This window comes from Daejeonella sp. JGW-45, assembly GCF_029360805.1.
In the GTDB taxonomy this organism is placed as follows: domain Bacteria; phylum Bacteroidota; class Bacteroidia; order Sphingobacteriales; family Sphingobacteriaceae; genus Daejeonella.
Genome location: NZ_JARKNC010000010.1, coordinates 783,440 through 796,436, shown reverse-complemented (window position 1 = coordinate 796,436; position 12,997 = coordinate 783,440). Strand labels below are relative to the sequence as shown.

At 41.8% G+C, this 12,997-nt stretch carries 11 protein-coding genes; 9 read left to right on the top strand and 2 right to left on the bottom strand.

Annotation, left to right across the window (positions count from 1 at the left end):
* From P2W76_RS17185 to P2W76_RS17155, 7 genes are all read left to right on the top strand, one after another.
* The gene (locus P2W76_RS17185) at nucleotides 1-678 is read left to right on the top strand and encodes a TolC family protein (RefSeq protein WP_276349134.1); all 678 of its coding nucleotides are present in this window, start codon (nucleotides 1-3) and stop codon (nucleotides 676-678) included.
* A gap of 1 nt (nucleotide 679) precedes the next feature.
* Nucleotides 680-2,875 (top strand): lipopolysaccharide biosynthesis protein, encoded by a 2,196-nt coding sequence (locus tag P2W76_RS17180; RefSeq protein WP_276349133.1) that lies wholly within the window; start codon nucleotides 680-682, stop codon nucleotides 2,873-2,875.
* Complete coding sequence (locus P2W76_RS17175; RefSeq protein WP_276349132.1) at nucleotides 2,875-4,062, top strand: glycosyltransferase; 1,188 nt, start codon at nucleotides 2,875-2,877, stop codon at nucleotides 4,060-4,062. The genes P2W76_RS17180 and P2W76_RS17175 overlap by 1 nt, the downstream gene beginning before the upstream one ends.
* A gap of 202 nt (nucleotides 4,063-4,264) precedes the next feature.
* Complete coding sequence (locus tag P2W76_RS17935) at nucleotides 4,265-5,695, top strand: O-antigen ligase family protein (RefSeq protein WP_346429841.1); 1,431 nt, start codon at nucleotides 4,265-4,267, stop codon at nucleotides 5,693-5,695.
* The gene (locus P2W76_RS17165; protein WP_276349131.1) at nucleotides 5,682-6,914 is read left to right on the top strand and encodes a glycosyltransferase; all 1,233 of its coding nucleotides are present in this window, start codon (nucleotides 5,682-5,684) and stop codon (nucleotides 6,912-6,914) included. The genes P2W76_RS17935 and P2W76_RS17165 overlap by 14 nt, the downstream gene beginning before the upstream one ends.
* A complete protein-coding gene (locus P2W76_RS17160; protein ID WP_276349130.1) occupies nucleotides 6,892-7,509 on the top strand; it encodes an acyltransferase in 618 nt (205 codons plus the stop codon). Before P2W76_RS17165 ends, P2W76_RS17160 begins: the two co-directional genes overlap by 23 nt.
* Complete coding sequence (locus P2W76_RS17155; protein ID WP_276349129.1) at nucleotides 7,491-8,384, top strand: glycosyltransferase family A protein; 894 nt, start codon at nucleotides 7,491-7,493, stop codon at nucleotides 8,382-8,384. The genes P2W76_RS17160 and P2W76_RS17155 overlap by 19 nt, the downstream gene beginning before the upstream one ends.
* Before the next feature lie 13 nt (nucleotides 8,385-8,397).
* Here P2W76_RS17155 and P2W76_RS17150 read toward each other — a convergent pair whose 3' ends face one another.
* Both P2W76_RS17150 and P2W76_RS17145 read right to left on the bottom strand, forming a co-directional pair.
* Nucleotides 8,398-9,513 carry an acyltransferase gene (locus tag P2W76_RS17150; RefSeq protein WP_276349128.1) on the bottom strand — a complete coding sequence of 372 codons (1,116 nt, stop codon included), beginning with the start codon at nucleotides 9,511-9,513 and terminating at the stop codon, nucleotides 8,398-8,400.
* Nucleotides 9,510-10,667 carry a glycosyltransferase family 4 protein gene (locus tag P2W76_RS17145; protein WP_276349127.1) on the bottom strand — a complete coding sequence of 386 codons (1,158 nt, stop codon included), beginning with the start codon at nucleotides 10,665-10,667 and terminating at the stop codon, nucleotides 9,510-9,512. The genes P2W76_RS17150 and P2W76_RS17145 overlap by 4 nt, the downstream gene beginning before the upstream one ends.
* A gap of 88 nt (nucleotides 10,668-10,755) precedes the next feature.
* On the opposite strand from P2W76_RS17145, the gene P2W76_RS17140 reads away from it, so the two are divergent.
* Both P2W76_RS17140 and P2W76_RS17135 read left to right on the top strand, forming a co-directional pair.
* Nucleotides 10,756-11,634, top strand: coding sequence for a glycosyltransferase (locus P2W76_RS17140; protein WP_276349126.1), 879 nt, complete (start codon nucleotides 10,756-10,758; stop codon nucleotides 11,632-11,634).
* Nucleotides 11,635-11,661: 27 nt separating this feature from the next.
* Nucleotides 11,662-12,990: a flippase gene (locus P2W76_RS17135; protein ID WP_276349125.1), complete on the top strand. Its 1,329-nt coding sequence runs from the start codon at nucleotides 11,662-11,664 to the stop codon at nucleotides 12,988-12,990.
* Nucleotides 12,991-12,997: the final 7 nt, after the last annotated feature.

The window sequence follows — 12,997 nt, the reverse complement described above, 5'->3', positions numbered from 1 at the left end:
ATGAACAAAAAATACGCTCTCTTATTTTTCCTGGGATGTTTCCTTCACATCCGTTCAGCCTCGGCTCAGGAATCAATGATGCCTGAAGTTTCGTATGTTTTTCTGGAAAAACTAATTGCTACAGCAAAGGATAACTACCCGAGACTAGACGTTTTTAAGGCCCGCACCGACATTGCAAAAAGTAATATTTCCAAAGAACAGCTTTCATGGCTTGATGCTTTCAGCTTTACATATGTTTATAAACCGGAGAACACTGTAGATCTTCAGAATCCTATCATCTTCAATGGATATCAGGCTGCAGTTTCATTCAATCTTAGCTCCCTCTTCCAAAAACCTGCAAATGTCAAACAAGCTAAACTGGAACATAGAATAGCTGAATACGACCAGCAGGAATACAATCTTACTATTGAAAGTGAAGTTAAACGACGTTATTTTTCATATCTGCAGCAATTAAACGCCCTTAAATTGCAATCAAAACTCGTATCTGATATCCAGAATATGAGCCGCGATATCAGGTCAAAATATGAAAAAAGTGAAATCAGTTTTGAATTGTATAGTCAAAGCCAAAGCTCTCTTTCCGCAGCTATTCAAAATAAGATCGCGATAGAATCTAATTTCCTTTCCGCTAAAGCGTTACTGGAAGAGCTCCTGACAAAAAAGATAGAAGAAGTTCTTTAGTATGGACGAATTAAAGAAATTTATTCTTTTAGTATGGAAGTACAGACTCATACTTGTTATCGTACCACTGATAACAATCATGATCACCTTCTTTATCGTACGGAATCTACCCGATTCTTACAGGGCTGAAGCTCAGATCGCAACGGGAATTGTTGACGAGACGCAGCAAATGTCTTTTTCAGACGATGCAATGCTACAGGATTCCCGGATTAACCAGAAGTTTGTGAACATGACGGAAGTTATGCGATCCAAGAGCATGCTTAATCTTGTTTCTTACAAAATAATATTACATGATTTAACATCTAAGCCATTCAAAGAAAAAAGCCCTCTCCTTAAGGAGTTGAACAGTGATGCCATAAAGCATGCTATAGAGGTATTTCGTGAAAAGTATAAAAATAAAGAAGGTTTAAACTTACGTGACCCGGATCAAAATGGTCTCTACGCTGTTTTAAGATCAATGGAGTATGATGACCAGTCTTTAAAGTCAGCACTTTCCGTATATCGGCTGGGCGCCACAGATTTTATCAATTTAGATTATACGTCAGAAAGTCCCAACCTGTCGGCATTTGTTGTAAATACTTTGAGCGATGAGTTTACTAGCTATTACACAACACTGGTAAAGGCCAATCAGCGTTCGTCGGTTAATTTCCTTGAAAACCTTCTAAAGCAGAAAGCAGACACACTTCAGAATCGGATTTCCCGGCTTCGCTCATATAAGATCCAGAATCGGATTCTTAACCTGGACGAACAATCGTCTCAAATAATGGGTCAAAGTGCAGATTATGAATTACGTATACAGCAGGCAGAAAAAGATATAATCTCTTATCGCGGCGCTATATCGAATATCGACAAGAGATTTAATCCTCTCGACCGACAGTATTTTGAGTCGACGCTGACAGATATTAATCAAAGCATATTATCAACCCGCTCTGAGATCCACTCATTGTATGATAAGTACATACAAAATGATTTTGACGATGCTTATAAAAAATCTATTGACTCACTGCAGAGAATTCTCTCATCACAAATTAACAGCCAGTCGGATAAGTACATTACCAATCCGCTAAACACTAAGCAGGATCTGATTCAACAAAAATTGAATCTACAGCTGCAATTAGACCTGGCCACCTATGGCCTGAATTCCTTAAAGCGGCACCTAAACTATATAGGCAGTAAGTTCGACAACCTTGTGCCGCATGAGGCAGTCATTCAATCGTTTGACCGGGACATTGAAACGGTAAGTAAGGAATACCAGGATCTCCTGACTCAGTACAACCAGATAAAAATGGAGTCTGAATTCCCGGTTAAACTTCGGCAGATCCTGGTTGCGATGCCCGGACTGCCAGAGCCTTCAAAGAAGATGTTGCTTGTGTTATTAAGCGGAATTTTAAGTGCAGCCTTCTGCTTAATTGTTTTCTTTGTTATATTCTATCTTGACGACCGCATAAGACGACCAATGGAACTTGCTGTGGCCACAAAGACACCAGTACTTGGTTTTTTGCATCTGGTTGGTAATTCCACACTGGATCTGAAAGGAATTTGGAAGAACCTTCATGGCACAGCGGAAATGCGCGAATTCAAGAAGCAATTAAGGTCCACACGATTTGAGGTTAACCGGGAACTGTCCGTTTCCGGCAATCGGGGGAACATCCTTAATATAACAAGTATAAGCGAGGGCGAAGGAAAAACATTAATAGCAGCTTGCATAGCCTACACGTATGTAATGGTGAGCAAAAAAGTTTTATTGATCGACGGCAATTTTGATCATCCCTCAATAACTCAAAATTCGGTCACAAACCTGTTCATTGAAGACTATTTTAAAACTGGTGAGATACCCAACTCTGATTTTACTACAGGAATTATGGTCATGGGAAACCGCGGGGGCGACAAATCCTTGTACGAGCTTACAGATGAACACACAATAAAGGAAAGATTGGAACATTTAAAGTCTATTTTTGATGTTATCATAGTAGAAACCCCCTCATTGGAATCCCTTAATAAAGCAAAAGAGTGGATCTCTTACTCAGACAAAACTTTGAGTGTCTTTCAGGCTGATCAGTCGCTAACTCCTACTAAGAAACAGCACATACATTACTTATCAACTATTAATGGCAAATTCATCGGTTGGGTGCTAAATAAAGTAAAACCTGAAGGAAGACCCACCGAGCATATCGAAATAGCCACTGTCGTGGAATAATGTTAGAAGAATTAACAGACTACCTATGGATTTTTGTCCAGCTGACTGTTGGATATAATCTTGTAGTACCACTGCTGCTGTTCCTTGCTTATTGCCTTGTAAAACCAATCCGGCTGAATAGCACGGTCCATAAAAATGGCGACTACGCTGTTATCGTAACAGCATTTAAATATACCGGGCAATTGCCCGATGTCATTAGTTCAATTCTTAAGGTTAATTACGAACGCTATCTGGTATATGTTGTTGCAGACAATTGTGACATTTCCGGTCTGGGCATCACCGATACCCGTGTTATCGTCTTACACCCGGAGCAAATTCTTGCAAGCAATACAAAATCTCATTTATATGCAATTCAACACTTTAAACGTGAACATAACAGGATCACAATAATTGACAGCGATAATATCGTCCATCCAGAGTTTCTTAACGAAATGGAAAAAGGATTCAAGCAAGGGTTTGATGCCGTCCAGGGAAGAAGACTGGCGAAAAATCTAAATACCACTTACGCCTGCCTGGATGCAGCAAGAGACATATATTATCATTTCTATGACGGGAAAATCCTGTTCAGACTGGGGTCGTCTGCCACCCTTTCCGGATCAGGAATGGCGTTTACGACAGATATTTATAAATCATTTTTGGATGATCATAATATTACCGGAGCAGGTTTCGATAAGGTTTTACAATTTGCACTTGTAAAAAAGGGGCTTAGGATTGCATTTATCCCGGAAGCTATCGTTTACGATGAAAAAACTGCCGAACGCGCTCAATTAGTAAATCAGCGCTCGCGGTGGATCCAAACCTGGTTCAGATATTTCTCGTTTGGCTTTACGCTCATTTATTCTGGTCTGAAATCCCTGCAATGGAACCAGTTTCTATTCGGAATTGTTTTACTGAGACCACCGCTGTTTATCTTCCTGATTCTTTCTTTTACGTTCATGCTGATCAACCTGCTTTTAGGATCTGGCCTGGCGGCGGTGCTTTGGCTTTTCGCTTTAGCATCCTTTATAATTGGTTTCGCAATAGCAATGGCTAACACTGCGGTTGACCGCAAAATCTATCGATCGCTGACCAGCATCCCAAAGTTTATCTTTTACCAGATAGTATCACTATTTAAAATCAAAACCGTGAGCAAGCGGCCCCCGAGCACCCACCATACCTATACATCAAAGCTGGAAAACACTCGCTAGATAAGAATTTGTGATTATCCAGTATTTGCCATCAACACTTATAAAATCTATTATCCGTGAAAACAGTCGATCTAAAGATTAGAAAAACGAAGCAAGAGCAGGTTCAGAATCTGACCCGGATCATCGCGATTATTATCTCGTTTATCAGTGTTTTTTTCTTCTTTGTTAAAATCGTTTTTCTATAAAGACAACAATCCGGGGGATGAAAAACAATTATACCAAAGCCTTCATAGCCATTCTGTTGCTGATTTTTTCTGTCGGCTCAGCGCTGCTGATTTACCAGGGTGGTATAAAGGCTGGCGCACTTATTCTGACAGGTGCTATAGGGCTCCCGGTGCTTTACGGCGTTATTGCTCATCCCAGATTCGGTACCATTGTCTTACTTGTCGCCGCATACCTGATCATGTGGATTATGCGCATGAATCTTACTGCATTTCCATTGGGCACACTGATGGATGGACTTCTCGCGCTGCTAATTCTGGGCATGTTCATTCAACAAAAATATAAGCCGGACTGGACAATTCTCAGAGGACCGATAAGCACCGTAATTATATTATGGATTCTTTATAATTTTCTACAGATAATCAATCCAAGCGGTGGCTCGCGCATGGCATGGATGTACACTATCCGCAGCGTCGCGATCATCATGCTAACCTATTTCATATTTAGTTATCATATTCGCACCCGCGAGTTCCTGCGGCTTATCATAAAGGTATGGCTGGGGCTGAGCGTCTTCGCCGCAATGTATGGTTTCAAACAACAGCACTTTGGCTTTTTTAGTTTTGAAGAGAACTACCTTAATTCAGACCCCCTGATCGCAAACTTATTATTTATTGGAGGCGTGTGGAGGAAGTTTTCCATCTTCTCCGACCCGGTTGCCTTCTCATATAACATGGTTATAAGCGCATTACTATGTATAGGGCTAATATTCGGCCCCTTGTCTGTTAAAAAAAAATGGCTGCTTGCAATCATGGCTGGCTTTTTTCTCCTTAACATGATATACTCAGGCACGCGGGGAGCTTATGTTCTATTTCCCGCTGCAATGGTATTACTTGCTGTGCTCATCTTCAACAAGAAGGTTCTTATACTTACTGCACTTGGGGCAATCGTGATTTTTGTTCTGATCAGTATTCCCACCAGCAATCAAACCCTCTACAGGTTCCAGTCTGCCTTCAAACCCTCAGAAGATGCGTCCTTTAGTGTGAGGGCCAATAACCAGAAAATGATACAGCCCTATATTCAAAGCCATCCTATGGGCGGAGGTCTTGGGTCGACGGGGGTGTGGGGAGCTAAATTTTCTCCTGGTTCATTCCTGGCGTCGTTTCCTCCCGACAGTGGATACGTAAGGGTTGCCGTTGAGCTTGGATGGGTAGGCCTGCTTCTATTCTGCACATTGATGTTCATAATACTTAAAACGGGAATCAACAATTATTACTTAATCAAAGACCTTGAACTCAAAAGCTATTGCTTAGCGATGACGCTTATAGTTTTTGCATTGAATATCGGCAACTACCCCCAGGAAGCCCTGGTGCAGTTCCCAACTAACGTATATTTTTATTTGGTCGTGGCACTGATCAACATTACACTCCGCCTGGATTTGGAAAAGAGGAAGCAAACGAATGAACAAGCCTAGCCTTCAGAAAAGAGATATTGTTATCGTAGGATTACAGCCGTGGGATGTCGACCTGGGCAGTAATTGCAAGAACATCGCACTTGTGTTTTCAAAATCAAACCGGGTTCTCTATGTAAACTCACCCCTGGATAGGAAAACTTATCTTACGCAAGGTACTGATGAAAAAGTGCGTAAGCGTATAAAAATTGTCCGCGGGCAAGAAGATGGATTGAGAAAAGTAGCGCACAATATATGGGAGCTTTATCCGGAAAAAATAATTGAGTCTATAAACTGGATCCGCCTGCCCTGGCTTTTTGACAAACTTAACCGTCGTAACAATAAAACCTTTGCAGGATGCATTGAGCGCGCTCTCCACAAATTGCAGTTTAATAATATAATTCTGTTTAATGATAACGATATATTTCGAAGCTTCCATCTCAGGGAGCTTCTCAAATCAACTGTAAGCATATATTACTCGAGAGACTTCCTGCTCGGAGTTGATTATTGGTCGAGGCACGGACGAAGGCTCGAGCCTAAACTTATTGCAGGGAGTGACGTTTGTGTAGCAAATTCCAGTTTCCTTGCCAGGTATTGCAAGCAATATAATGAACGGTCATATAATGTCGGACAAGGATGTGATCTAAGCATTTTTATTCCGTCAGATTCTAAGCAAACACCTTCAGACCTTAAAAATGTGACCGGGCCTGTTATAGGCTATGTCGGGGCCCTGCAAAGCATACGTATAAATATTAAGATCATCGAACACATTGCACTCAGCCGGCCGGAGTGGTCCGTCGTGCTTGTTGGTCCGGAAGACGATGTTTTTAAAAATTCGGGACTGCATACCTACAAAAACATATTCTTTACAGGGCCAAAAGAACTTGATGAACTGCCTCTATACATCGAAGCCTTCGATGTATGCTTAAATCCTCAATCATTAAACGCCGTTACCGAAGGAAATTATCCAAGAAAAATAGACGAATACCTGGCGATGGGAAAACCCGTGGTCGCCACGCAAACCGAAGCAATGCAAATTTTCGCCAATTACTGCTATCTTGCTATTAATACGCACGATTACGTAGAATTAATAGAAAAAGCACTGAGAGAAGATAACCCGGAACTTAAAAGGGTCCGCAGGGAATTTGCCTCAACCCATACATGGGAGAATAGTGTTGCTGAAATTTACGGGGCAATTTTAGATATCCAGCAGAACAAAGATGTCAGTAATTTCGAGAATTAAATCAGACCCGGCTTTAAAGAAGCTCGCTTTGTGGACGCTGATCCCAGCCAACGAATATCGCCCGCGCTGGTGGGTGAAAGTCTTCCTGAACCCTTTTAAGCATACACGCAGATCCGGGTCTGTTATACGCAGGCCTTCCAAAACCGATCTGTTCCCCTTCAGGAACTTCGAATTAGGGGCTAATTCTGTGGTCGAAAGCTTTTCGACGCTAAACAATGCTGTAGGTGATATTATCATAGGGAATAATACATTTATCGGTGTAGGAAATGTTATCATCGGACCCGTAAGTATTGGTTCAAACACCATACTGGCCCAGAACGTGGTGCTGTCCGGAATGAATCACGGATACGAAGACCCGGCGGTCCCGCCTGTAAAACAGCCTGTCTCAACCAAACAGATTGATGTGGGAGACAACGTCTGGATCGGCGCAAACTCATGCATTACAGCTGGAGTCACCATAGGCAAGCACTCTGTAATAGGTGCCGGCAGTGTGGTAACTAAAAGCATCCCTGAGTATTCGGTTGCGGCAGGGAATCCTGCGAGGGTTATCAAAAGATACAATTTTGAACATAAAAAATGGGAGCGGGAAGGCTAATGTCATTTTTCTTTAATCTCCCGGTCTGGATAAAGCCGCACCTTTATTCTCACAAGAAATTTGAGGAATTGAGCGATAATTTGATAGAGGAACTTAAGAACCGCCTGGCCCGTTTTACGACTGAAGAGCCCGATATATCGGTGGTAATTCCTGCATGGAATGAAGAAGACACTTTATTCAGGACACTTTCATCGCTCGCTTCAAATCAAATACCCAATAAGGTAGAGATCATCGTAGTAAACAATAACTCGACAGACAAAACACAGGAGATACTTGAACGTCTCGGCGTGAGGAACTTTTCGGAATCGCAGCAGGGTATTGCGTTTGCCCGACAACTGGGTCTTACGAAAGCTCGGGGCCAGTATCATCTGTGTGCTGACTCAGACACATTGTACCCGCCGGATTGGATAGAACTTATGGTCAAACCAATGCGTAAAGACCCAAACATTGTAGGCGTTTACGGGCGATATTCTTTTCTGCCGCGCAACACCGAAGACCTTCCAATACTTTTTTTCTACGAAAAGATCACAGGATTGCTGATCCGGCTGCGAAGACTAAAACGTGAATTTGTAAATGTGCTTGGTTTCAATATGGGCTTTATCACCGAAATTGGGAGAAACAATGGCGGGTTTCAGGTAAAGGACATTAGAAAATTCGACAATGCACCGGGATCATCATTTGTTGACGAGTCTGAAGATGGGACGATGGCACTAAACCTGATGAAGACGGGGAAATTGAAACTCGTTACTGACAGGAAGGCCAGGGTTTTTACATCCACCCGCAGGTTAGATGCTGACGGCGGAATCCTGGAAGCGTTTATAAGCCGGGGAAAACTACACAGCACAAGATTACGAGAGTATATTTCAGGGCATTAGCGACTTTACTTTATTACTGTTCATTCATCCTTCTGTTAATTATTCGATTGCCAAGCGCAATTCCTCTTTTTTCAATACCTGTATAGGTAAGATAACATATCATCGCACCACAGAATAGCACGATGACTAATTTTGTCATCAGTTCCACGTACGGATTCGTAAAACCCAGGAGGAGTTTATCCGTAAAGTAGACAATCACAAAATGAACCAGATACAGGCTAAAGCTTATTTCACCCAGAAATCGGGTTACCTGATTATTAAGCAGTTTCACTTTTGCTTTAGACATGATCAGGAATACAACTGAAAAAATAGCAGCAGCTAATACGTGTTCAGGAATGACGTGGTAACTATCGTATTTATCTTTAAGAATAAACAACAGGATAAGCAGTGCGAAAAGAAATAAAAGATATATCCCTCCAAGCCACTGCTTTTTCAAGGTAAACTTCGGTACAAGAAAATACAGGATTATGCCAAAGGAAAAGATCACGATCTGATTGGGGAACCAGAAATAAAGTGTCCACCCCTCCATTGAGAGGTAATTCATATCTAAAAAATAGATCATTAAAAACCTGAGCGCGAACTTAATGACCATGGTGGCCAGGAAAAGTAAAGCAAATAAACGGATAGCGCGTTTAAGTGAGTCGACCTTTTGAAAAAGAAAAGGAACAGTGCAATAAAACGCCATTTCAACGCCAACCGACCATCCTCCCGGCGGGATATAATTAATCGCACCCGGAAAGAATCCATTTATAAAAAGGACACTCGGGATAACCTTAAGTACGTTTACAGGCTCCTGAAAACCATCCGGGTGATAATAATAGAAAATTGTATAGAAAATTGCAGCGAGATAGTATAATGGAGCGATTCTGAAAAACCGCCGTATAAAAAAGTTCTTTATGAGATATTCTCCTTCAATTTGACTCCTCCGCGCATAGGATAAAAAAATCGTATAGGCACTTGCGATGAAAAATAACTGCACACCGTAGCTACCTCTTTCCAACAATTTAAATACCGCCGGTGGAAGAGCCTCTACAGTCTGCGACACATGGAGAATAACGACAAGGATAATTGCAATGCCTCTTAACGCATTTAAATAGCCATATTTAGGAACAACCATTGATTCGTTCATTTGGAGACAACAGATTCATAAAGCTCTATTAACTCCGGTTTAATTACGTCCGGGTGAAATTCTTTCTCGTAACATTGCCGGGCATTCTTCGCCATTTCTTCGTACGCGTCAGCAGGCATCGAAAATAACTTTTTGAGAGCTTCTGACGCCTCTTGCGTATTATGAACGACAAAGCCTGCCTTATAACTCAAAATCACTCCGCCAATGGGTATACCGGTCGAGACAACTACTGGTTTAAAAGCAGACAATGCCTGGACAACGCTCAGTCCGAAGCCTTCATATCTGGACAATTGCAAATAAACTTTAGATTCAGCCAAAACTGTATTCCTCTCTTTTTCAGGCAGCTTTCCTGTAAGAACTACATCTGCATCAAGCGTAAGGCCTGAATTTTCACAAATAAGACCGCAGGCTTCTGATGCCTCTTTCTCTGCCGGTCCGACCAGTATATAAGATGCGGCAGATCCATAAGTACTTTTAAAGTGCGCAAAGGCCGCCAGTGCCAGGTCAATCCCCTTTTGAAATATACTCAGCCTTCCAATATAACACACCTGAGGCTTAATTTGAGAAAACGTCGGCGAGATCCCGACATCCTTAACTTGATTTTCCACAACCGAAATTTTCGAAGATGTTATTGATCGCAACGATGGCACACATTGAGCGGTCAGCGCATGTACAATTTGGGCGTGATCTAATACATATTTATCAAAAATACGAACGAAGGCTTTCCTGTACAGGCGTTTAAGGAAAGGTTTGCTTTTGCTATATAGCCTTCCATACACATAAGAATCATGCGGCGTGATCAGATAACGGATGTTCAACTTAACAAGTTGTCTGGCTATGAGATAGTTGTTAATATTCCAAATATGACTTAAATGAAATATCATATTATTTGCACTCAGGCCCGCCAGCCAATCACGGAACAGAGATGAAAGTTTATACACGTGCAGACCTTGTATTCCGAAACAGTGCACTTCTATACCCTCCCGGGTTTCCTTACGATAATAATCGGTGCTATTCGCCCTATTAAATTCAATAAACTCAAACAGAAAAGTGTCTTCCAGCAGTTTCACATTCTGATAATTAAATTCCGCGAGCCCGTCGGCTGCACCCGATCTGAAATCACCTACAATGTAAATTGTTAATCGTTCATTCATATATGAAAGCCTGAAATCTGGAAAGGCTCCAATAGCTGCATGGTCTTCCTAGCTGGAAGCTTCTAAGATATTAATAATCCGGGTACTTTTGTTCGTCAAACTGCCTTTACCGGCTCATGTTAAATTAAAGAAATGGTTATATTCACTGGCTGGAAGACGATTAAGGTCCTTCGCTATTGTAACGGACATGCCATCTATCAATTATTTCAAAGACTTGACCTTACTGGTCACTCATTATAACAGAAGCGACTCCTTATACAGACTATTACAATCGTTTAAAGACAGCCAGTGTACATTCGAAGACATCGTTGTATCAGATGATGGAAGCAGCGATCAGCATTTGAACTCAATCTTAAAACTGCAGGCAGATTTCGGGTTCAGGTTGATCTCCAGTCCAACAAACAAGGGACTGGCACACAACCTTAACAAAGGCCAGAACGCAGTGAACACACTTTTCACGCTATATATCCAGGAAGATTTTGTCCCTTCTGATACATTTGCTCAACACCTTACAGATGCCGTGAACCTGATAAGGGAAAAGGCTGATCTGGATATTATCAGGTTTTACGCTTACCGCAGATATCCTTATTTAATCCCTTACAAGAAAGGCTTTTCAGAAATGATCATAAAGCCGTGGCACCTGAACTACTACAAAGTTCACTTTTACAGTGATCACCCGCATTTGCGGAGGTCAACCTTTCTGCAAAAATTCGGCAAATACCAGGAAGGTATCAAGGGAGACCGTGCGGAATACAGGATGTGTTTATCCTTCATTCAAAAGAAAGGCAAAGGGTTGTTCTTTGATGATTATAAATCTCTTTTTACACAACGTAATTCGGAAACTGAGCCAAGTACGATGAGCCGCCGCAGCTGGACAAATAGTCAAAACCTCCTTGTCCGGGTTACAAGGTATATATACAGGCAGTTAAAATATAATTATGACATTCATTTTTTCAGGATCCCGTAAGATCAAACGCATAATGCTCTTTAGGTTATGAGTGCAAAAGCCGGCTACTGGATGAGTTCAGCGTTTTACACCATCCTCCAGAACGTAACAGGCGTTGCCTTTACATTTGGCGGCTTCTACCTCCTTGTCCGGATGTTAGATAAACATCAGTTTGGGGTGTGGGCCCTGTTTATGTCCACCGTTACCATTTTAGAATTCATGAGAGGGGGACTGATCCAGAACGCCCTGATAAAATATCTTTCGTTTGAGACTCCGGAAGAACATTCCAGGATCATTTCGTCATCCCTTATCATTAACGGCGCACTTACCGCAGTTTGCATAGCCCTTAACTTTGGGATGGCAAGCCTTCTGACACAATTATGGCAGGCACCTGAACTATTACAGATCTTCCACCTTTACAGCCTGGTGTTCGTCATATCGGGATTTCTTACAGTATTTAATTCTATTGAGCAGGCCAACCTGGAATTTAAAGGGGTATTCGCCGGAGCATTTGCAAGACAAGGGATATTCTTTCTTTATATTCTTGTATGCTTTGGTCTTGGCAAAGAAATCATATTAACCAATCTCGTCTACGCACAGTTCGCTTCCTTCTTTATAAGTGCAATTATTGCCTATCTCTATTCCAGCAGGTATTACAAGTTAGACTTTAGAGTCGACAGACAGTGGATACGGAAGCTCTTTAATTACGGAAAATATGCTTTTGGCACTTCCCTAAGTTCTATCCTGTCATCAACCATTGATCAAATGATGCTGGGCGCCATCTTATCGCCAGTGGCATCAGGCGCATTCAATATTGCAGTCAGAATTACCAACCTGATCGATATTCCAACTAATGCAATAGCTGTAATTGTATTCCCCCAAAGCGCAAAACGGATTGAAACGGACGGTAAACCAGCAGTCAAATACCTCTATGAAAAGTCTGTCGGTGTACTGATGGCAATCCTCATACCTGCTGTCGTGGTGCTATTTATTTTTGCGGATCTGGTAGTGGAACTTATTGCCGGGGAAAGATATCAAGACGCCGTACCTTTGTTGAAAGTAGTTCTGCTTTATTGTCTTCTGATGCCGTATGCGAGGCAATTCGGAAATATCCTGGATTCAATCGGTAAGCCAAAGCTTAATTTTTATATCGTACTAACAACGGCAATCATTAATATCGCAATGAACTACATGTTCATTAGCAGCCTTGGTGTGATGGGAGCAGCATACGCCACACTTTGCTCCAGTGTCATCGGCTTTGTCATCAGCCAGTATATACTGAAAAGAGAATTAAATGTTCAGACAGCAAACACCCTGAAGTATGCCTTGGCGTTCTATCCGGAGTTTTATAACAGATATGTCAGGCCTCGTTTCTGAAGGCCTG